Origin of the sequence: Nocardia brevicatena NBRC 12119 (genome assembly GCF_000308495.1) — a bacterium.
GTDB lineage: Bacteria > Actinomycetota > Actinomycetes > Mycobacteriales > Mycobacteriaceae > Nocardia > Nocardia brevicatena.
Genome location: NZ_BAFU01000007.1, coordinates 25,182 through 45,834 on the forward strand (window position 1 = coordinate 25,182; position 20,653 = coordinate 45,834).

22 protein-coding genes and 1 pseudogene are annotated in these 20,653 nt (G+C 65.7%); 17 read left to right on the plus strand and 6 right to left on the minus strand.

Going from position 1 to position 20,653, the window contains the following annotated elements:
• Window positions 1-12 precede the first annotated feature (12 nt).
• Both ON20_RS01515 and ON20_RS01520 read right to left on the minus strand, forming a co-directional pair.
• Window positions 13-1,404 (minus strand): NAD(P)/FAD-dependent oxidoreductase, encoded by a 1,392-nt coding sequence (locus ON20_RS01515; RefSeq protein WP_040833014.1) that lies wholly within the window; start codon window positions 1,402-1,404, stop codon window positions 13-15.
• A 1-nt stretch (window position 1,405) separates the two neighbouring features.
• Window positions 1,406-1,618 (minus strand): ferredoxin, encoded by a 213-nt coding sequence (locus ON20_RS01520; protein ID WP_040833015.1) that lies wholly within the window; start codon window positions 1,616-1,618, stop codon window positions 1,406-1,408.
• 658 nt (window positions 1,619-2,276) lie between these two features.
• Here ON20_RS01520 and ON20_RS01525 point away from each other — a divergent pair.
• The 11 genes from ON20_RS01525 (at window position 2,277) to ON20_RS01580 (ending at window position 14,229) form a co-directional block, all read left to right on the plus strand.
• Window positions 2,277-3,224 carry a Rossmann-like and DUF2520 domain-containing protein gene (locus tag ON20_RS01525; RefSeq protein WP_083864462.1) on the plus strand — a complete coding sequence of 316 codons (948 nt, stop codon included), beginning with the start codon at window positions 2,277-2,279 and terminating at the stop codon, window positions 3,222-3,224.
• Window positions 3,221-4,219 carry a pantoate--beta-alanine ligase gene (gene panC, locus ON20_RS01530; protein WP_083864464.1) on the plus strand — a complete coding sequence of 333 codons (999 nt, stop codon included), beginning with the start codon at window positions 3,221-3,223 and terminating at the stop codon, window positions 4,217-4,219. The genes ON20_RS01525 and panC overlap by 4 nt, the downstream gene beginning before the upstream one ends.
• 292 nt (window positions 4,220-4,511) lie before the next feature.
• Window positions 4,512-4,931, plus strand: coding sequence for an aspartate 1-decarboxylase (gene panD / locus ON20_RS01535; RefSeq protein ID WP_040833017.1), 420 nt, complete (start codon window positions 4,512-4,514; stop codon window positions 4,929-4,931).
• A 24-nt stretch (window positions 4,932-4,955) separates the two neighbouring features.
• Window positions 4,956-5,747, plus strand: a complete 792-nt coding sequence (locus ON20_RS01540; protein WP_040833018.1) for a type III pantothenate kinase — start codon at window positions 4,956-4,958, stop codon at window positions 5,745-5,747.
• 730 nt (window positions 5,748-6,477) lie between these two features.
• Window positions 6,478-7,143 (plus strand): cysteine dioxygenase, encoded by a 666-nt coding sequence (locus ON20_RS01550; protein ID WP_083864466.1) that lies wholly within the window; start codon window positions 6,478-6,480, stop codon window positions 7,141-7,143.
• An 8-nt stretch (window positions 7,144-7,151) separates the two neighbouring features.
• Window positions 7,152-7,574, plus strand: coding sequence for a rhodanese-like domain-containing protein (locus ON20_RS01555; RefSeq protein WP_040833063.1), 423 nt, complete (start codon window positions 7,152-7,154; stop codon window positions 7,572-7,574).
• A gap of 302 nt (window positions 7,575-7,876) precedes the next feature.
• Window positions 7,877-9,343: a lysine--tRNA ligase gene (lysS, locus tag ON20_RS01560; RefSeq protein ID WP_051161413.1), complete on the plus strand. Its 1,467-nt coding sequence runs from the start codon at window positions 7,877-7,879 to the stop codon at window positions 9,341-9,343.
• Between the two features lie 118 nt (window positions 9,344-9,461).
• Window positions 9,462-9,824, plus strand: a complete 363-nt coding sequence (locus tag ON20_RS01565) for a histone-like nucleoid-structuring protein Lsr2 (protein ID WP_040833021.1) — start codon at window positions 9,462-9,464, stop codon at window positions 9,822-9,824.
• Window positions 9,825-10,083: 259 nt separating this feature from the next.
• A complete protein-coding gene (locus tag ON20_RS01570; protein WP_040833022.1) occupies window positions 10,084-10,710 on the plus strand; it encodes an FHA domain-containing protein in 627 nt (208 codons plus the stop codon).
• A gap of 115 nt (window positions 10,711-10,825) precedes the next feature.
• The gene (locus tag ON20_RS01575; RefSeq protein WP_083864470.1) at window positions 10,826-11,404 is read left to right on the plus strand and encodes an anthrone oxygenase family protein; all 579 of its coding nucleotides are present in this window, start codon (window positions 10,826-10,828) and stop codon (window positions 11,402-11,404) included.
• 269 nt (window positions 11,405-11,673) lie between these two features.
• Complete coding sequence (locus ON20_RS01580; protein ID WP_040833023.1) at window positions 11,674-14,229, plus strand: ATP-dependent Clp protease ATP-binding subunit; 2,556 nt, start codon at window positions 11,674-11,676, stop codon at window positions 14,227-14,229.
• A 202-nt stretch (window positions 14,230-14,431) separates the two neighbouring features.
• Here ON20_RS01580 and ON20_RS01585 read toward each other — a convergent pair.
• A pseudogene (locus ON20_RS01585) lies at window positions 14,432-15,247 on the minus strand (aldo/keto reductase); the annotation flags it as partial.
• Between the two features lie 161 nt (window positions 15,248-15,408).
• Here ON20_RS01585 and cutA point away from each other — a divergent pair.
• Window positions 15,409-15,759 carry a divalent-cation tolerance protein CutA gene (cutA, locus tag ON20_RS32705; RefSeq protein WP_157228639.1) on the plus strand — a complete coding sequence of 117 codons (351 nt, stop codon included), beginning with the start codon at window positions 15,409-15,411 and terminating at the stop codon, window positions 15,757-15,759.
• A gap of 11 nt (window positions 15,760-15,770) precedes the next feature.
• Window positions 15,771-16,418, plus strand: coding sequence for an HAD family hydrolase (locus ON20_RS01595; protein ID WP_040833067.1), 648 nt, complete (start codon window positions 15,771-15,773; stop codon window positions 16,416-16,418).
• Window positions 16,419-16,423: 5 nt separating this feature from the next.
• Here the strand turns inward: ON20_RS01595 and ON20_RS01600 are convergent, their stop codons facing one another.
• Window positions 16,424-17,692 (minus strand): helix-turn-helix domain-containing protein, encoded by a 1,269-nt coding sequence (locus ON20_RS01600; RefSeq protein ID WP_040833024.1) that lies wholly within the window; start codon window positions 17,690-17,692, stop codon window positions 16,424-16,426.
• 199 nt (window positions 17,693-17,891) lie between these two features.
• Between ON20_RS01600 and ON20_RS01605 the strand changes: the two genes are divergently transcribed.
• From ON20_RS01605 to ON20_RS01610, 4 genes are read left to right on the plus strand one after another with little or no spacing between them, the layout of a single operon-like run.
• Window positions 17,892-18,110 (plus strand): hypothetical protein, encoded by a 219-nt coding sequence (locus ON20_RS01605; protein ID WP_157228640.1) that lies wholly within the window; start codon window positions 17,892-17,894, stop codon window positions 18,108-18,110.
• Complete coding sequence (locus tag ON20_RS36005; RefSeq protein WP_157228641.1) at window positions 18,107-18,280, plus strand: hypothetical protein; 174 nt, start codon at window positions 18,107-18,109, stop codon at window positions 18,278-18,280. Before ON20_RS01605 ends, ON20_RS36005 begins: the two co-directional genes overlap by 4 nt.
• The gene (locus ON20_RS36010; RefSeq protein WP_157228642.1) at window positions 18,280-18,432 is read left to right on the plus strand and encodes a hypothetical protein; all 153 of its coding nucleotides are present in this window, start codon (window positions 18,280-18,282) and stop codon (window positions 18,430-18,432) included. Before ON20_RS36005 ends, ON20_RS36010 begins: the two co-directional genes overlap by 1 nt.
• The gene (locus ON20_RS01610) at window positions 18,429-18,914 is read left to right on the plus strand and encodes a hypothetical protein (RefSeq protein ID WP_040833026.1); all 486 of its coding nucleotides are present in this window, start codon (window positions 18,429-18,431) and stop codon (window positions 18,912-18,914) included. The genes ON20_RS36010 and ON20_RS01610 overlap by 4 nt, the downstream gene beginning before the upstream one ends.
• On the opposite strand, the gene ON20_RS01615 is transcribed toward ON20_RS01610, so the two are convergent.
• Window positions 18,846-19,730: an ABC transporter permease gene (locus ON20_RS01615; protein WP_051161386.1), complete on the minus strand. Its 885-nt coding sequence runs from the start codon at window positions 19,728-19,730 to the stop codon at window positions 18,846-18,848. The two genes, ON20_RS01610 and ON20_RS01615, sit on opposite strands and share 69 nt — an antisense overlap.
• Window positions 19,727-20,626 carry an ABC transporter ATP-binding protein gene (locus ON20_RS01620; RefSeq protein ID WP_040833069.1) on the minus strand — a complete coding sequence of 300 codons (900 nt, stop codon included), beginning with the start codon at window positions 20,624-20,626 and terminating at the stop codon, window positions 19,727-19,729. Before ON20_RS01620 ends, ON20_RS01615 begins: the two co-directional genes overlap by 4 nt.
• Window positions 20,627-20,653 lie beyond the last annotated feature (27 nt).

A 20,653-nucleotide genomic window follows, 5' to 3' on the forward strand; every position in this document is an offset into this window, starting at 1 on the left:
TCGGCTCCCTGGTCAGTGGAACTCGGCGGCCCGTGAGGTGGGGTCATGTCCGGTCAGCACCACGGTGGGGATCTCGGTCGGCACTCGCGGGTCGGGGAAACGGGCCGGCATCGGGATCGGTGCCGCGGCCTGGTCATAGCCCGGCGGTGGTGGTGGGAACGGCGCCGAGCGCTCGATCATCGCCGCGTAGTACTGGAGCCATTTGCCGTGATCGAATGTCACCGCACCTACGATGCGGCCTCGGCGGCCGTAGGCTGCGGCAAAGCGATAGTCCTCGGGACAACCCTGGGTGAACACGACCTCATCGCCGAACGAGCACACACCCACACCCTTGATGTTCACTCCGAATTGGGCCGACCAGAACGACGGCAGCGGCAGATGCGGTCGCCGGCCGGGCTCCAGACCGATCATGTTGTTCGCGGCGACCTGCGCCCCGCACACGGCGTTGTCCCAATGCTCCATCGAGATGAACTGGTACTCGTACAGCACGTGTGGCCGGCGCGCGACATCTCCGGCCACAAAGATGCTGTCGGTCACCACCCCGTTGATGTCGAATGCGCGACAGCCCGCATCGCAACCAACCCCCCAGAAGCCGGCGGCCAGCCCGGCGCCTTGCAACCATTCTACGTTGCGAATCGACCCCAATGACGCCACCACCACATCGGCATCCACCGTGGTGCCATCCGACAGCCGGGCGCGGCGCACATGCCCGTCGGCGTCGCCGTCGAGAGCTTCCACCGATACGCCTGTGCGCAGGTCGACGCCGGCATCGCGCTGCATCTGGGCAGCGATATCGGCGAGTACCCCTCCCAGCGGCCCCGCCAGCGGGCCACTCCCGCGCTCGGTAACGGTCACCGGCAGTCCCAGTGCGCGGCACACCGAGGCCATCTCCGAGCCGATGAACCCCGAGCCGACGACGAGAACCCGCTTCGGCCCCGCATGCAGCGCCGCCTGCAATCGGGCCGCGTCATCACAGGTGCGCAGCGTGAACACCCCCTGCAGGACACCCTCGGCCGGGTTGGACCACGGTCGTGCCCGCACACCGGTGGCGATGAGCAGTCGGTCGTAGGGCACCGTGTCCCCGGTGGCCAACAAGACCCGCCGGTTTGCCCGGTCCAAACCGGTCGCGGCCACACCCAGACGCCAGTCGGCATCGACGGCTCGCATACAGGGAAGTTTGGTGTGATCGGCGCGAACCCATCCCTGGAGGACCTGTTTGGACAGCGGCGGCCGGTCGTAGGGTTCGTGCGGCTCAGCGCCGATGAGTGTCAAAGAACCGTGGAAACCCTTATCCCGCAAGGCTTCCGCGGCACGAAGCCCGGCCAACGACGCCCCCACGATCACGATGCGGCCCTCGGCCCGAAACGTCTTGACCAGGTCGGCGGCCAGCGACGCGGTGCTCACGTCACCGCCTCCCACTGTTCGGGGTGTAGGTCTGCACCAGGATCGCCTGTACCGGGCACGCCGCCGCCGCCCGCAGAACACGGAGGCGCTGCGAGTCATCGGGGTTGGGGTCGTAGGCCAGCGCCTCCTCACCCAACAGTTCGAGCACATCCGGTGCCAGTGGAACGCACTGCGCATACCCCTGACACCGGTTCAGGTCAACCACAATGCGCATTTCTCAGCTCCTTATCCGAGCCGTGTCCCGATGTGGTCCCCGCGAAACCGTTTACGGGCCGGAAAGCGCTTACGCTCGCAAATTCGACGTGAACTCCCAGAAGGTGGTCACGTCCGAATAAAGTGCCGGGCGGGCACCTCGCCAAGGATTCGTAGCATCCGATATCGATGGTATTCGCGTACGCCGGCCGATGGCCACCTGCCATGTTCGGCCTCTCGCCCATACGAGGCACTACGCCGGCCGCCCACCCGGTGACGGATGCCTTCGCCGAGTGCGGACCAACCCGCCGGATGGTCTTCGATTACCTGAGCCACTCCGCACCACGATGGACGATATTTGCGTGAACGGCGGGCCTCGTTCGTTTCGGAGTGCTCGCGGAGGATGACTGCTTCCGGGCGCCGCTGCCACGGCCGGACGGTCCTCGGTTCGATCACATGGCCAGTGGCACCCGGCCCACGCCGGACCGAACGCGACGACAGTGGTTCGATCGGTCGGGATGTTCTTCGCGTCCCGGTAAGCGTAGGAGTCACCGCACCGGGTCCGGATGCGGTGTATATCACGTGCGCGGGCATGGCGTCGGTCGCGGCGGGCCCATATCCTCGTTCCGTAACGTCCGGTACCCGCACGGCGGGACTGGAACGACATCGAGAGGACACTGGTGACCTCGCCAAGCGTGACACCTGGCAACGCTGCCTCCGGCGGCGATCCGGCGCCCGCACGACTGACGGTGGGAATCGTCTCGGCGGGACGGGTGGGATCGGCCGTCGGTGCCGCACTGGAACGCGCCGGACATGTGGTGTTCGGCGTGGCCGCGATTTCCGATGCCTCCGTCCATCGGGCCCGTACCCGGCTGCCCGACTCGGAGATCCTGCCGATCGAGGAGATCGCCGCCCGCAGTGAACTGCTGATCCTGGCCGTACCCGACGCCGAACTGGCCGGTCTGGTCCGCGGACTGGCCTCCGCCGGGGTGGTCCGGGCCGGGGCGATCGTGGCGCACACCTCCGGCGCCAACGGTATCGGCATCCTCGCCCCCCTGCGGGAGGCGGGCGCACTGCCACTGGCCATCCACCCCGCCATGACCTTCACCGGCCACGACGAGGATCTGTCCCGTCTGTCCAATGCCTGCTTCGGCGTAACCGCCGCGGACGAGATCGGCTACGCCATCGCCCAGTCCCTGGTGATCGAGATGGGTGGGGAACCGGTGCGGGTGGCCGAGGAGAACCGCGCACTCTATCACGCCGCCCTGGCGCACGGCAGCAACCACCTGGTCACCCTGATCCTGGACGCGGTCGACGCGCTGCGGACGGCCCTGACCGGGCCCGGACTGCTCGGTCAACAGATTGTCGATGATCAGCCCAACGGCCTCGCCGAACGGCTGCTCGCCCCGTTGGCCTCGGCCGCCCTGGACAATGCGCTGCGCCGCGGCCGGTCCGCACTCACCGGCCCGGTCGCCCGGGGTGATACCGCGGCCGTGGCCGCTCACCTGGACGCGCTCGCGGCCACCGACCCCCGGTTGGCCGCCGGCTACCGCGCGCTGTCGCTGCGCACCGCCGAACGGGCCGGTGCCGGTGCCGACCTGCTCGAACTGTTGGAGAAGGGCCGATGATGAACTCGACACTGCGCGGCGCATACCGCAGGGGCGAACTGTCCGTACACCACGATCCGGCCGTGCTCACCGCCGTGTCACGGGCGCTGCGCGGCGCCGGCCGCACCATCGGATTCGTGCCGACCATGGGCGCGCTGCACGAGGGACACCTGGAACTCGTGCGCCGCGCCAAGCGAACCAATACGGTGGTGGTCGTCTCGGTCTTCGTCAACCCGCTGCAGTTCGGCGCGAACGAAGACCTGGACAGCTATCCGCGAACCCTGGACGCCGATATCGAACTGCTGCGTCCCGAAGGGGTCGAGTTGGTATTCGCGCCCAGCGTATCGGATATGTACCCGGACGGACCGCGTACGACCGTGCATCCCGGTCCGGTCGGGGCCGAACTGGAGGGCGCGTCCCGTCCCACCCATTTCGCGGGCATGCTCACCGTGGTGGCCAAACTGCTGCAGATCGTCCGACCGCATGAGGCCTTCTTCGGTGAGAAGGACTACCAGCAGCTCATTCTGATCCGCCGGCTGGTCCGCGATCTGAATTTCGACGCCCGGATCGTCGCGGTACCGACCGCGCGGGAATCCGACGGTCTGGCGCTGTCCTCCCGCAACCGCTACCTCGACCCCATACAACGGGAAACCGCGACGGCCCTGTCGGCCGCCCTGCTGGCCGGGGCCGCCGCCGGCGCCGCCGGCGCGGACGCCGTACTGGCCGCCGCCCATTCGGTCCTGAACGCCGCGCCCGGGGTGAAACTGGACTATCTCGAACTGCGCGGAGCCGACCTGGGCCCCACGCCGGAGACGGGCAACGCCCGGCTACTGATCGCGGCCAAGGTGGGCACCACCCGCCTGATCGACAACATGGCGGTGCGCCTGGGCGCCCCCCTCGACGGCCACCCGGAGCCGGCCGCGACATCGTCCGCCCACAGGGAACCCCGGACCGATACCAACTCACACCATCGGGACGCAGCGTGGAAAGACACCCTCACGGACTGCCCACCTTAGCGGCCGCTCCCGCCCCGGTCCTGAACAGGCAACGCGTCGCTCGACAGAGCAACACAGGAGGCAGGCTCCAGAGACCTCCACAGACACCGACCCCCGCCGAAACACCACCGATCCCCACCGCCGAACACCACTCGGACCGCCCCACCCCAGTGGTCGGGGTCCGCCCCGGATCCGGACCGACCGGAGCGCATTCACGTCAGCGGATTCGCGGAGGGAGGGAAGACCCGGGACCACGAGGGCCCCGACCCGCGCCGCCGGAGGCGGCGCCATCGAACACAGAAAGGCGACGACGATGTTGCGCACCATGATGAAGTCGAAGATCCACCGGGCCACCGTGACCCACGCCGATCTGCACTACGTCGGCTCGGTCACCGTGGACCAGGATCTGCTCGACGCCGCGGATCTGCTCGAAGGCGAACAGGTCTGCATCGTCGACATCGATAACGGCGCCCGTCTGGAGACCTATGTGATCGCCGGGGAGCGGGGTTCGGGCGTTATCGGGATCAATGGCGCCGCGGCCCATCTGGTTCATCCCGGTGACCTGGTCATCCTCATCGCCTACGGCATGATGAACGAACAGGAGCTACGCGATTATGACCCGAGAGTGGTCTTCGTCGACGACCGGAATCGGCCGATCGAACTGGGCTCCGACCCCGCGCACGCCCCAGAGGGTTCGGGCCTGCTCAGCCCCCGCGACCTGTCCTTCGCCTGACACCCGGACGGGACCGAACGCGAGATGCTGCTGACGATCGACGTCCGCACCACCAGCACCGTCCTCGGCCTGTTCTCCGGCAGCGGGGGGCATGCGAAGCTGGTGCGGCACTGGCGGATTCACACCAACCCGCTGCACACCGCGGACGAACTGGCCATGCAGTTGCGCGGTCTGATCGGTGACCGCCTCGAAGAGGTGATCGGGGTGGCGGCACTGTCCACCGTGCCGCCGGTGCTGCGTGAACTGCGGATCATGCTCGACCGGTACTGGTCGCATGTGCCGCACGTCCTGGTGGAACCCGGTGTGCGAACCGGTATTCCCCTACTGGTGGACAACCCCAAAGAAGTCGGCGCGGACCGGATCGTGAACGGTCTCGCCGCCCACCACCGATACGACACCGCCGCGATTGTGGTGGATTTCGGTGTCTCCACCTGCGTGGACCTGGTTTCGGCCAAGGGCGAGTTCCTCGGTGGGGTCATCGCGCCCGGAGTGGAGATCGCCACCGAGGCGCTCATCGAACGCGCGGCCCTGCGCCGGGTCGAGTTGGCCCGTCCGCGCTCGGTGGTCGGGAAGAACAGCGTGGAATGTATCCAGTCCGGTGCGATATTCGGTTTCGCCGGACTCGTCGACGGGCTGATCGATCGAATTCGGGACGATATCGACGGCTTCGCCGGAGACGATGTCGCGGTGGTCGCCACCGGTGCCGCGGCCCCGTTGATCATCGGGGAATCGGAGACCATCGAGCACCATGAACCCAATCTGACACTCACCGGGCTGCGTCTGGTGTACGAACGCAATCAGCGGCGCAGGGTTTGATGGCCCGCGCCTTCGCGCGGGCGGGGTTGCGGCCCTGGCGGGCCTCGCGTTTCAGCGCCCGAGACTCGTGCCTTCGGCACATGCGCTTCGGGCGCTGAAACGCGAGACGGGCCGCAACCCTTTGTGGGGGCCTCGTAAGACTCGGCACATTGGGCTGGGTGACGGGGGAGGGCAGGTGGGTTGCGGTGGAGTCGGGCTCGGGGGTGTGTTCGGTGGCTCTGTCTTCGGGAGTGCTGTCGGGGGCCTTGTGGCCCAGGTTTCTCCTTCCTCCACGGATCCGTTGTGCGACCTCGCTTCGGTGGGGCCTGTTCCGGGTAGGCCCGTCCGCTTGGGTGGGGTGTCCGAGAAGGTATCGACCGGGCCGGCGAGCGGGCTCTGGTCCTGCGTGCCGGTGCTTCGGTGGGGCCGGCGGGGTTTGGAGGGGATGCGTTGTCGGTATTCCGGCGGTTCCTGGGGCCCGTGTCTTCTCTCCGTGATGCGGTTGTCGCGGCAATGCTTCGGTCGGTTCGGTCCCGCGGCGGGCTTCGGCCGCTGGGGGTAAGGGCTGGCTGGGGCGGGGCTGTGACCTATCTCGTGTAGTGGTGGGTGGCAGTCCGGCGGGGTGGTTGTTAGACTCACCGCGTGCTTCTTCGCGTGGCGTCCCAGGAGTGTTGTCGAGGCTGATCGAGCCTCGACCGATCGAGGCTGAGCTCCTGCCCCTCGACCGTCACCATCTCCTGGAGATTCGCACATGCGCTCCGCAGTTCGTTCGTCTTCCGTATCCGCTCGCGCTTTTCCGGCCGCGCGGGTTTCTGCTCCGGCCGATACCACCGAGCCGGTACCGGACGCTGTTCCGGATCGTCCGATCGCGTCTGCACTGCCTACTCGGTTGCGGCTTGCCGATCTGCTTCGGCTGACCGATGAGGGCGCCGAGGATGTCCTGGCCGGCCGGTACGACCATCTGCTCCCGGCCGAGGGGCGGTGGCCGACCGAGGAACGCTGGGCCACTCGGCTGTCGGCCGATGACGAGGTGGATATCTGGCTGATCAGCTGGACGCCGGGCAAATCCACCGAACTGCACGATCACGCCGGTTCGCTCGGGGCGCTCACCGTGCTCAGCGGGGCGCTCACCGAATACCGGTGGACCGGCACCGAGCTACGGCGTCGCATTCTCACCGCGGGCGATCAGGCCGGGTTTCCGATCGGCTGGGTCCACGATGTGATGCGCGCTCCCGACCCGGGATCACCGGCTGTTCCGGCCGATGAGGGCGATTCTCTCGGTCCGCTCGAGCCGACCTTGAGCGTGCACGCCTATTCACCGCCGTTGACCGCCATGTCCTATTACGAACCGACCGGGCACGGCACTCTGCGGCGCACCCGTACCGTTCTCACCGATCAGCCCGAAGGTGATATGTGATGACCCATCTGACCATTGATCAGATGCTTGCCGAGGCCCGAGCGCAGCTGCGGCGTATCTCTGTTACCGAATTACCCGCCGCATTGGCCCGGGGCGCCGTCCTGGTCGATATCCGGCCGCAGGCGCAGCGCGGTCGGGAAGGCACGCTTCCCGGGGCGCTGGTGATCGAGCGCAATGTCCTGGAGTGGCGACTCGATCCCAGCAGTTCGGCTCGGCTGGCCTTGGCCACCGATCATGATGTCGAATGGATCGTGCTGTGCTCGGAGGGCTACACCTCCAGTCTTGCCGCGGTCTCGCTACGACGGTTGGGGCTGCACCGGGCCACCGATCTGATCGGCGGCTATCGGGCATTGAAGGCGGCGGGCATGCTGACGGTCGCCGTCGGCGCACCGCACTTCACCCGGGAAGTGGACGCGCTCGCCGCGCTGTGAAATTCCGGCTCTGCCGTCGGGCGAATGGGACCCTCACGCAATAGTTTTCGCCGAGGACCGGCGGGGGGCGATATCCGTAGCAAGCCGTCCGGTCTAATTTTCCGAAGGCAAGCCGACGCGCCAACTTATATCGTTTCGTTATAACGAAAGAACGGCCGGGCGGCCCGCAAATCGTTTTTCGGTGCACGCTAGGGTAGCTCGATGTGAGCAACACGAACACCACGTCATCCGGCGACTCCGTGGGTGCGGTATCCGCCGAGCGGACCGTCCGCGCCGCGGAAGTCGACGAGCTCCCGGAGCAGATGCGGATTCGCCGGGAGAAGCGGGAGCGGTTGCTCGCCGAAGGGAGCGAGGCGTACCCGGTCGAGGTGTCGCGCACGCACACTCTGGCCGAAATTCGGGCCGCCTACCCCGACCTGGAACCGGACACCGCCACCGGCCGGATCGTCGGTGTGGTGGGGCGCGTCATTTTCATCCGGAATACCGGCAAGCTGTGTTTCGCGCAGCTACAGGAAGGCGACGGCACCAAACTGCAGGCGATGATCAGCCTGCGCGGTGTGGGCGCGGACGCGCTGGCGGCCTGGAAGGCCGATGTGGACCTCGGCGATATCGTTTTCGTGCACGGTGAAGTCATCGCGTCGCGGACCGGCGAATTGAGCGTTATGGCCGACTCCTGGTCGATGGCCGCCAAGGCGCTGCGGCCGCTGCCGGTAGCGCACAAGGAGATGAGCGAGGAGTCCCGGGTCCGGCAGCGCTATGTCGATCTGATCGTGCGTCCAGAGGCTCGGAAGATGGCACACACCCGGGTGGCGGTGGTGCGGGCGCTGCGCAACGCGCTGGAGCGGAGGGGGTTCCTCGAGGTCGAGACGCCGATGCTGCAGACCCTGCACGGTGGTGCCGCGGCGCGGCCGTTCGTCACCCATTCCAATGCCCTCGATATGGACCTCTTCCTGCGCATCGCGCCGGAGTTGTTCCTCAAGCGCTGTGTGGTCGGCGGGCTGGAGCGAGTCTTCGAGATCAACCGCAACTTCCGCAACGAGGGTGCCGATTCCACCCATTCGCCCGAGTTCGCGATGCTGGAGACCTATCAGGCGTACGGTACCTACGACGACTCCGCGCGTATGATCCGAGAATTGATCCAGGAAGTCGCGTCCGAGGCATTGGGAACTCAGGTTGTGGCCCTGGCCGATGGTACGGAATACGATCTGAGTGGCGAGTGGGCTACCGTTCGGATGTATCCGTCTCTATCGGACTCACTGGGTATCGAGGTCACTCCGGAAACAACTGTTTCGGAATTGCTGGCGCTTGCCGAACGGGTCGGTCTGGAAATTCCCCAGGACAAGGGCTACGGCCACGGGAAACTGGTGGAGGAACTCTGGGAACACTGTTACGGCGACAAGCTGTACGCGCCGACTTTCGTGCGCGACTTCCCGGTCGAGACCTCTCCGCTCACCCGGCAGCATCGGTCCGAGCCCGGGGTCGCCGAGAAGTGGGATCTATATGTGCGCGGCTTCGAGTTGGCCACGGGCTATTCGGAGTTGGTGGATCCGGTGATCCAGCGCGAGCGATTCATCGATCAGGCGCGGTTGGCCGCCGCCGGTGATGACGAAGCGATGGTGCTCGACGAAGACTTCCTCGCCGCGATGGAGTACGGTATGCCGCCGACGACCGGAACCGGTATGGGAATCGATCGGTTGTTGATGGCGCTCACCGGATTGGGAATCCGGGAAACGATACTGTTCCCAATAGTGCGGCCTGGCGGCCGTTGAGCGAACGGTTTCCACCGTCAACCGCTCGTCTTGGAAATTTCCGAATTCGAGGTATTCTTGCCTCGGGGTAATCGGCCTGGGTTTGCAGGTCGCACGATTTCGAGAGGACGTTCATCTCATGGCAAAGAAGGTCACCGTTAGCTTGATCGACGATGTCGACGGTGAGTCCATCGCGGACGAGACCATCGAGTTCGCAATCGATGGAGTGTCGTACGAGATCGACCTGTCCGCTGCTAATGCATCGAAGCTGCGTGAAGAGATGGAGCAGTGGGTCAACAACGCTCGGCGGGTGAGTGGCCGACGTCGGGTGAAGGCCGCGGCAGGCGGTTCGGGCGGTGGCACCAAGGCCCGGGCCTCCATGGATCGTGAACAAAGTGCCGCTATTCGCGAGTGGGCGCGGCGGAATGGCCACAAGGTATCGGCTCGTGGACGTATCTCCGCAGAAGTCACCGATCTGTACAACAAGGCCGCCAAGAGCTAGTCCCCTTTCGGCTGCCGTCCGAGGGATTTCCGAACGGCCGGTCGGCGGTCCTATTTATTGATAGCAATGATCGATTGCTACCGGTCCCGCCGTCGACCGCCGAACCGATATGCTGGTGTTTCAAACTTGCTCATGATGCGGCGGGCTCGCTCGCAATGCGGCAGTCCTCCGCCGTAGCGGTTCGGCCGGGCCCGCCGCATTGCGAGCCGGGTACCGTGGTCGGCAGAGGGATGCCGATATGAAGAGGTGAGGTATCGGCATGGTGGCCGGATCCGACGGATCGTTCCTGCGCTACACCGACAGTGAAGGGCGCAGGCGGGAACTCGTGCTGAGTCCGGACCGACCGCGCGTCACCATCGGACGGTCCGCCGATGCCGATTTATCGCTGCGATGGGATGCCGAGGTGTCCCGTCTGCACGCCACTGTCGAATATCTCGGTGCGCAATGGATGATTGTCGACGACGGCCTCTCTCGGAACGGGACATTTGTCAATGGTGAGCGATTGGTCGGACGTCGCAGACTGACAGCGGGTGACCGTATCAGGGCCGGCACCTCCTTGGTTTCGTTTCACGATTTCACCGGTGTCGCCGACGACGTGACGAAGGCGTCCGCCGGAGCAATTCCCACGGTGCGTTCGCTGACCGAGGCCCAGCGCGGAGTCCTGATCGCGCTGTGCCGGCCCTATAAACACGGCACCGGATTCGCCACACCGGCCTCCAATCAGCAAATAGCCAGCGAATTATTTCTCAGTGTCGATGCCGTCAAGACTCATCTGAGGGCACTGTTTGCCAAATTCGGGGTCGAGGATCTACCGCAGAATCAGAAGCGGGTTCGGCTCGCGGCACTGGCCATGCAGAACGGAATCATTTCCGAGCGGGATCTGTGATTCCGCGCGGTGTAGACGTTCGCGCAAGTGCGTGAGCGTCTCGACGATGGTCCCGCCCGCGGGTCGCCGGTTGACTGTCCACCGGAACACACCATTCGGTCCGGCAGGAGTAGTCATGTCCGCAATTCGTATCACCGCCCTGGTGGCGGCGGCCCTCGCCACCGGGTTGATCGCCGGGGTCTTCTACGCGTACGCGATCTCGGTGATGCCCGCGTTCGCGCGGATGGACGACCGGATGGTGATCGAGGTGATGCAGAAGATCAATATCGTCATCATCAACCCCGCCTTCATGGTCGGATTCCTGGGGATGGTCGGGTTCACGCTCCTCGCGGCGGTACTGCACCTGGGTTCCCGCCCCACCCTGTGGTGGATCGGGATCGCCCTGGTGCTCAACCTGGTCGCCTTCGGGATCACCGCGGGGTGCAATGTCCCTCTGAACGACCAGTTGGCCGCCGCGGGCGATCCGGCGACGCTGCCCGATCCGGAGGCGGTCCGGGCCGCGTTCGAACCCGGCTGGGTACGCTGGAACATCGTCCGCAGCGTTCTGCACGGCCTGGCCTTCCTCGTTCTCTGCGCAGCGCTGTTCGCCGCCGGTGTCCAGAGCGGGCGCGAGCCGGTGCGCGTGGACAGCCGATCCGCGGGCATGGTGCGGACGGATGTGGGTATTGCGGCGTACGACCGATCGCACCGCTGACCGGAAAGCGCCGTTTCCCATCGGCGGGGGGTGTTCGCTCAGGGCAAAACCTGAGCGGAAACGAAACCGCTGTCGGGGGCGTTATGAGTGAATAGCCGTGTCGACGACGGTCCACACAGGGTGGACCGGCGGCGGAGGAATCCCCTGCCAACTAGAGTGGGAGGCGGGGGCCGCAACCCCCGGCCTTCGTGGCAGGCTGACGCCTGTGGTGGTGCACAACACTGCGGCGCGGGTTGCCGGAAAGTCCGGAGCAGGAGAGTGAGGGAGCGATGTTCGAGAGGTTCACCGACCGCGCGAGGCGCGTCGTCGTCCTGGCCCAGGAAGAGGCCCGGATGCTCAACCACAACTACATCGGCACCGAGCACATCCTGTTGGGGCTGATCCACGAGGGCGAGGGAGTCGCGGCCAAGTCCCTGGAGTCGCTCGGTATCTCGCTGGAAGGCGTGCGCAGCCAGGTCGAGGAGATCATCGGCCAGGGCCAGCAGGCACCGTCCGGCCATATTCCGTTCACCCCGCGGGCCAAGAAGGTGCTGGAACTGAGCCTGCGCGAGGCGCTGCAGCTCGGCCACAACTACATCGGCACCGAGCACATCCTGCTCGGCCTCATCCGCGAGGGTGAGGGCGTCGCGGCGCAGGTGCTGGTGAAGCTCGGCGCCGATCTGAACCGGGTCCGCCAGCAGGTCATCCAACTGCTGTCCGGATACCAGGGCAAGGAGCCGGTGGAGTCCGGCGCTCGCGGTGAGACGGGCACCCCGTCCACCTCGCTGGTGCTCGACCAGTTCGGCCGCAACCTCACCCAGGCGGCCCTGGAAGGCAAGCTCGATCCGGTGATCGGCCGCTCGAAGGAGATCGAGCGGGTCATGCAGGTGCTCAGCCGTCGCACCAAGAACAACCCGGTGCTGATCGGCGAGCCCGGCGTCGGTAAGACGGCCGTGGTGGAGGGCCTGGCCCAGGCCATCGTCAACGGCGAGGTCCCCGAGACGCTGAAAGACAAGCAGCTCTACACCCTCGACCTGGGTTCCCTGGTCGCGGGCAGCCGGTATCGCGGTGATTTCGAGGAGCGCCTGAAGAAGGTGCTCAAGGAGATCAATACCCGCGGCGACATCATCCTGTTCATCGACGAGCTGCACACGCTGGTCGGTGCGGGTGCCGCCGAGGGCGCGATCGACGCGGCCTCCATCCTGAAGCCGAAGCTGGCCCGTGGGGAACTGCAGACCATCGGTGCGACCACTCTCGACGAGTACCGCAAGTACATCGAGAAGGACGCCGCCCTGGAACGCCGCTTCCAGCCGGTGCAGGTGGGCGAGCCGACCGTCGAACACACCATCAACATCCTCAAGGGTCTGCGCGACCGCTACGAGGCGCACCACCGGGTGTCCATCACCGACGGCGCGCTGGTGGCCGCCGCCACGCTGGCCGACCGCTACATCAACGACCGGTTCCTGCCGGACAAGGCGATCGACCTGATCGACGAGGCCGGTGCGCGGATGCGTATCCGCCGGATGACCGCCCCGCCGGACCTGCGCGAATTCGACGACAAGATCGCCGAGGCGCGCCGGGAGAAGGAGTCCGCGATCGACGCGCAGGACTTCGAGAAGGCCGCTCGCCTGCGCGACCAGGAAAAGCAGCTGGTCGCCAAGCGTGCCGAGCGGGAGAAGCAGTGGCGGTCGGGTGACCTGGACGTGGTGGCCGAGGTCGACGACGAGCAGATCGCCGAGGTGCTGGCCAACTGGACCGGCATTCCGGTGTTCAAGCTCACCGAGGAGGAGACCACCCGTCTGCTCCGCATGGAGGACGAGCTGCACAAGCGGATCATCGGCCAGGAGGACGCCGTCAAGGCCGTCTCCAAGGCGATCCGCCGCACTCGCGCCGGTCTGAAGGATCCGAAGCGTCCGTCCGGTTCGTTCATCTTCGCCGGTCCGTCCGGTGTCGGTAAGACCGAGCTGTCCAAGGCGCTGGCGAACTTCCTGTTCGGCGACGACGACGCGCTCATCCAGATCGATATGGGCGAGTTCCACGACCGCTTCACCGCCTCGCGGCTGTTCGGTGCCCCGCCGGGCTACGTCGGCTACGAGGAGGGCGGCCAGCTCACCGAGAAGGTGCGCCGCAAGCCGTTCTCGGTGGTGCTGTTCGACGAGATCGAGAAGGCGCATCAGGAGATCTACAACACCCTCCTGCAGGTGCTGGAGGACGGTCGCCTCACCGACGGCCAGGGTCGCACGGTCGACTTCAAGAACACGGTGCTGATCTTCACCTCGAACCTCGGCACCTCCGACATCTCGAAGGCGGTCGGGCTCGGCTTCACCTCGAGCGACAACACCCAGTCGAACTACGAGCGGATGAAGCTCAAGGTCAACGACGAACTGAAGAAGCACTTCCGGCCCGAGTTCCTCAACCGGATCGACGACGTGATCGTCTTCCACCAGCTCACCACCGAGCAGATCGTGGAGATGGTGGACCTGATGATCAACCGCGTCGAAACCCAGCTGAAGAACAAGGACATGGCGATCGAACTCACCGCGAACGCCAAGAACCTGCTGGCCAAGCGTGGCTTCGACCCCGTGCTCGGTGCCCGGCCGCTGCGCCGCACCATCCAGCGCGAGATCGAGGACCAGCTGTCGGAGAAGATCCTCTTCGGCGAGATCGGCCCCGGCCAGAGCGTCCTGGTGGACGTCGAGGGCTGGGACGGCGAGGGCTCCGGCGAGGACGCCCGGTTCACCTTCACCGGTAAGGCGAAGCTGACCAAGTCGGGCAGCGAGGAGAAGCCGGAGGTCGTGCTGACCGGCGCGGCGGAAGGCTCCTCCGAGGCGGCCTCGGGAGAATAGCGATCCGAGCGAAGGCTCCTCTCGCCTTGGTGCGGGAGGAGCCTTCTGCTGTCGGTGGCCCGGTTCCGGTGGCCGGACGACAGGGCGTCGATGAAGAACTGAAGTGGACGTGAGCCACTGAGGCTACTGTTCGATCCGGTCCATGGCCGGTAGCTCGGATGTCAAAAGGGCCCAGTAGACGTCTTCTCTTACGTCCTACACAGGGGTCTGGGCCCGTTCGGCGGCCGCAATCCAACGACGCCAACAAATCGTGATCCTGACTTGCCAGCTCGAATTTGAAAACCTCGAGATTCGAACGGATACGTTCTGGTATCACCGACTTCGACACCACCACATTGCCGAGCTCCAGATTCCACCGCAGCAGAATCTACGCCGGCGTCTTGTCATGCCGCTGTGCGACAGCAGCCACCGTCGGGTCGTCGACCAGTTGCCCGTGAGCAAGTGGACTCCATGCTTGCGTCGCAATCCCGTGGCCGGCGTCGAACTCCCGTACCGCGGTCTGCGGCAGCCACGGATGCAACTCGACCTGGTTCACCGCCGGAACGGTGTTCGTCTCGGCGAGCAGCCGCTCGAGCACGTCCGGAGGAAAGTTCGAGACACCGATCGAACGCGCCAACCCATCGCTTTTGATCTTCTCCATCGCCCGCCACGTCTCGATATACAGGCCACGCGCCGGCACAGGCCAATGGATCAAATACAGGTCCAGGTAGTCGACGCCCAGGTTCGCGAGACTGGCCTTCACGGCCCGCATTGTCGATTCGAACCCCAGATCGGTGTGCCACACCTTCGTGGTGATGTGCAGTTCTTCCCGTGGGATACCGGAGGCTGCGATGGCGGCACCCGTACCGCTTTCGTTCTTGTAGTAGGCGGCGGTGTCGATCGCCCGGTACCCGACGTCGAGGGCCTTGGCGACCGCGGCCGTCGCTTCCTCGTTCGGCACCCGGAACACACCGAACCCCAGCTGAGGGATGGTGTTTCCGTCATCGAGGGTGATGTCGGGTATCACAGGCTGTGACATGCGCTGCTTCTCCTCGTTGATCGGTCAGGGCTCGGGAAACGGTAGCTCATCCGGACCGTGTCGGCGGCGATTACCGCGAGGTAGAGGGCGAAGCAACGCAAAAGGCCGCTCGACCACAGCATGCCTAATCTGGCAGAATGCCAACCTCACGGGTGTGGTCCGTGACCACCACTACTCCCACCGAATCCGTCGCCAAAGACATAGCTCGTGCGATCGTGGCGGAGCGACTGGCAGCCGGCGCCGAAATCACTGGGCCTGCGACCTCGGTGTTCTGGCACCTCGGCGAACTCGGAGAGAGCCAGGAATGGCGGGTCACCGCCCGCACGAGCGCCGGCCCCCGCGACCGGCTCGCCGAACGCATCGCCGAACTGCATACCTGGGGCAACCCGGAGGTAACCGCAACCGAGGTCCCGTGGTGCACCGACGCCTACGCTGCCTGGGTAGAGCGCACTACAGCCTCACAGGAACAGGCGCCCGCGGCGGAGCCGAGGGCGAGTAGCAAGCGCGGGTAAGGTTGGCGGTCGTGATTTCGGCTGTGGTGTTCGACGTGGGCGAGACGCTCGTAGATGAGACTCGTGAGTATGGAACATGGGCAGACTGGCTCGGTGTGCCCCGGCACACGTTCGTTGCGGTCTTCGGTGCGGCCATCGCGGCGGGGAAGGATTACCGAGAGACGTTCCAGGTGTTCCGGCCGGGGTTCGATCTGACCCGGGAGCGTCAAGCTCGGGCGGATGCCGGACAGCCGGAATGGTTCGGCGAAGACGACCTGTATCCGGATGTTCGTCCGGCACTCTCCAAATTACGCGAAATGGGAATCTGGGTTGGGATCGTCGGTAATCAGACGGTTCGATCCGGCAAGCTACTGCGCGAGCTGAACCTGCCGGCCGACTTCATTGCCACCTCGGACGACTGGGGCGTAGAAAAACCCTCCGCACAATTCTTCGAAAAGGTGATCGAGGAAGCACCGTGCGGCGCCGACGAGATCGTCTACGTAGGTGACCGGCTCGACAACGATGTCGCGCCCGCGAAGAGAGCCGGTATGCGGACGGCCTATATTCAGCGGGGACCGTGGGGCTGGATTCTGCGCGATAGGCCGGAGGTCGCGGAGCTGTCCGACTGGCGCATCCGTGACCTCACCGAACTTCCGGACATCGTTGCCACCGAGGCTTAACCGCCCTAGCGCGTAAGGGAACCGACGGTTGTATGCCAGTTGTACAGGCGATCGTCCAGGCTGCGTACGATCGGCAGTGAGTCCCACTGCCGCAGTGTTTGCCGAACGGCCTTGATTCGGTCCATGCCGGTCGCGTACCAGGTCCGGCCGAGCTGATCCAGCGCTTCTTCGAGGTACCTGCATGCCTGTTCGGGGTTGCCTGCGTGGGCAGCTGTTCCTGCAAGGTCTGCCAGAAAGACCGATCGTTGCTTCACCGCCTCGTCCGGGAGTGCGGCCAAGGCTTGTTCGAGTGTTTCCTGTGCTTCACGACTTCGACCGGCAGCCATCAGGGTGTGCCCCTTGAACCCGGCCAGTCGAGTGGGCGAGAACCAGTCCAGCCAGGGCGGCGACGGGTGCGCATCGGCATCGTGTTCCCGATAGGTTTCTTCAGCGTGGTGGAGCAGATCCAGTGCTCGCCGGATATCACCCACGCGGGTCTCCACCTCCGCCTCGACCGCATCCAGCCATGCCATCATCTCGGCGCCGGCATCGCCTCTGCGCGCGAATGTCCGTGCCGCGCGCAGCCGTTCCCGGGCTTCTTCGGCCCGAGAAGAGTCGCCGGAGAAAGCCGGAGCGAACGCCATGTGCGCAAGGGCCGCCGCGCCGAGAAGGAGATCATCGGCTTCGTGCGCTGCTTGGAGCGCAGTCACGAAAATGGGTTGCGAGAGCTCGGGCTTCTGTAGATCGAAGAATTCGAGACGGCCCGCCAAGAGGCTCGATTCCGAAACGGCCCTGCCGAGAACAGCGGACTTGGCGGGCGCCTGGGACAGCAGAAACATCCCGAGTTGTACATGTTCAGCGACAGGTCGGTGCAGGCTTGCGGCAGGCAGTGACCAGTACAGGTGACGGTGGGACACCGTGATCGCCATGAAATCCGAGGCCACGGATGCCGGAAGTGGTGCGATAGGCACGCCGAAGCGGCGTCCCCCACGCAAATCCACAGCCGGGTGACTCGTCGGCCGGCCAGAACTCGTGGCACCTTCATCGGTCCACGGCGGGGTGAATCCCAGATCGGAAATCGGCCGTTTGAACAACGCCTCCAGCGCGGTTACGTGCTCGGGATGGGGCCACGGAGGTTCCGCAGATTCCCATCGACGAACCGTCCGAGCGGTAACCGAGATTCGCAGTCCGATCGCGCGCGCGGTTTCGTTCACGGCCTCGGCCAGCGCTGCTTGAGATCGATACCCGAACGCTTGCCTGGCGGCACGAAGCGCCGCGTTCCCCGGTACAACCATGAGTGCAGTCTAGTCATCCATGAGGACATATTCCAAGAGAATAGTAAGTAAATGTCCTCTCTATGACCTCATATATGTCCTTTATAAGGCCTTACTAAGGGTAGACGATTTGAGTGCTGCACCGTCCCGTATCGGTTTGATCCCAGCACCGTGCGGGTCGGCCATCCCACACCACCACAACCCAACACCGAGGTCTCCGATGACAGAGATTGGCGACCCCGTCGCTGAAATGCGCTCGGGCATATGGGCACCCAATTGGCCCCATGAGAAACCGGACCAACCGTTCACCACCGCTGCGGCGCACGCCGCCTGGCAGACGCACAAGGACTGTGGTCTCGAATGCGCCCGCAAACAAGCGGCCCTGGACACGCTCGTCGCAGCCGGCGTGGTTGTCCTCGACCCGGGCAGAGTCCGATGACTCGCACCGCCCCCACCGAGCTGATCAACCGGTGGCGTCTCGAGAAATGCGGCGACACGCACCCGCCCTCGAGTCTCGAGCATGCGCGGTTTCTGATGTCCACGCACGCCGGACACGGTGGCTGCCACCGCTATCTGGACGGACTGAGCTACGCCACGGCGGTGATGTGATGGCACTCCCTCATCGGCCCCCGCTCGACGAGCGGGCCAAGTCCAGGGCGAAATCGTTCCTGTCGTACGTGCCGCACGCCATCATCCTCACCAGGGTTATCGACCGTCTGCGCGCACTGGACCACACCCCCGACTCGTCGGAGGCCCCGTGACCGACGACGACCTTGTACCGGCCCTCGCCTACCTGCGTACCGACCTCACCGGCTGTGCGGAATTCGACACCCGTCGCATCGAGCGGTTGGCTCTGCGGCTCGGTTACGAGCTGTGCGAAACGCTGTGCGCCGCCGGCGGGTTGTCCGGGGTGGCCGATCTCGAAGAACGTATCCGACACCATGAGGCCGAGGCGGTGTTCGCGCCGAGTGCCGACCATCTGGAGGGGTATCTGGACCGGATCGTGAAGCAGGCGGACGTGCTCGAACTGGACGGCGAATGCCACGCCCGGTGGAACCCGATCGCCGAGATCATGGGGAGCGCGATCCTGACGCGCAATCACCGAGCGGAACCCTTTGGCAGAAGCGGGCGGGCCGGAGTTATGGATAACTCGCCCGCCGCATCCGATTCTCTGTCAGGCCAGGTCCCGTGTCCGGACCAGCCATACCGTCCCGACACCGAACACCGCCAGATAGACGAGTAGCACCAGCGCGGCCTCGCCGCGGCCGAGAATATCGAGGACACCGGGGGTGGTCGGGGCCGTGGAATCGCGCATGGCACCGGCCAGCGATCCGGCCGCGGTACCCGGCAGGTGATCGGTGACCACCGAGATCGGCGAGAAGATATTCTCCACCCCACGCAGCAGTGTCTCCACCACCAGTACCCACACCAGTCCCAGCCCCACCGCCAGGGCGGGGCCGCGGGCGATCGCGCCGATCAGCGCACCCGCCAGCGTCCACATGCCGAGAATCGCCACGCCGGTGCCGATTCCGGCGATGCTCTGTTCGACCGTCGGCATGACGATCGGCTGAGATTCGGTGAATGCGATGAGTGTGGCGACGCCGAGATCCACCGCGAACGCGGTGAGCACGACCCCGACCGCCACCGTGAACAGACAGCCCAGCGTCGCCGTGGCCGCGTCCGTGCGCGACGGTCCCTGGGTCAACACCGTCTTCCAGGTGCCCCAGCCATAGCCGCTGCCGGTGGTGAGAGCGCCGAGAATGAGCATCAGCGCCCCACCGAACATGGCCATACCCTGCGTGAACACCTCCGGTACCGCGGAAGGCAGCAACTGTGGCAGCAATCGATCCGGGGGGAGTCCGTCGGACATGGCAGTTTGTTCACCGGAGCTGTAGGCGAGGTAGTTGAACAGATAGGTGAACACCAGGTTCAGCGCGATCCAGGTGCCGAGCACGATCCAGAAGGCGGGCCAGCCGCGCAAGCGCAGCGTCTCCGCCCGAATACTGGCGAGAAAACCGCCGAACGGGCTCCGATCGGTGGAAACGGGTATCGCGGTCATCGCGCATCCTCCATCATGGTCATCTCGAAAAACGCTTCTTCCAGGGTCCTTTCGTCGACCCGCAGTTCGAGCAGGTCGGCTCCGGCGTCGATCACCGCGCGGGCCACCGCCGGCGCGGTATCCGGGCCGCTCTCGATCCGGATACCGCGCGCGGTGAGCAGCGCACTCGCCCCGATCGCCCGCTGTACCGCCGGAAACGCCACCTCGGCCGGTTCCGCCCGCACCAGCAGCGACGCCCCACCACGCAGTTCGGTCACGGTGGACTGCGCGAGCAACCGGCCGCGCGAGATGACCCCCACCCGATCGCAGATCTCCTGCACCTCGCTGAGCATGTGGCTCGACAGCAGTACGGTGTGTCCGTCGGCGGCCAACTCCGCGATCAAGGCACGCATCTCGGCCATCCCCGCCGGGTCCAGGCCGTTGGTCGGTTCGTCGAGGACGAGCAGGTCGGGATTGCCGAGCAGGGCGGCGCCGACACCGAGCCGCTGTTTCATACCCAGGGAGTAGGTGCGGTACCTGTCGTCGGCCCGCGCCGTCAACCCGACCCGGGCCAGGGCCTCCTCGACGGCGTCCCGGCCCAGCCCCCGGTAGCGGGCCAGCACCCGCAGGTTGTCGCGCCCGGACAGGTACGGATAACAGCCCGGACCCTCGATCAGTACGCCGATTCGGCGGAGTACCACCGGATCCCCGGGCGCGTGGCCGAATATCGTCGCGGTGCCGGCGCTGGGCGCTACCAACCCCACCAGCATCCGCAGCGTCGTCGTCTTACCCGCCCCGTTCGGGCCGAGGAACCCGTAGACCTCACCTGCGCGGACCCACATATCCACCCCGTCCACGGCGGTATGGTCGCCGTAGCGTTTGGTCAGACCCGTCGTTCGCACGATCGTTTCGCTCATGCTGTGCTCCTTCCCTTCCCGAGCGGG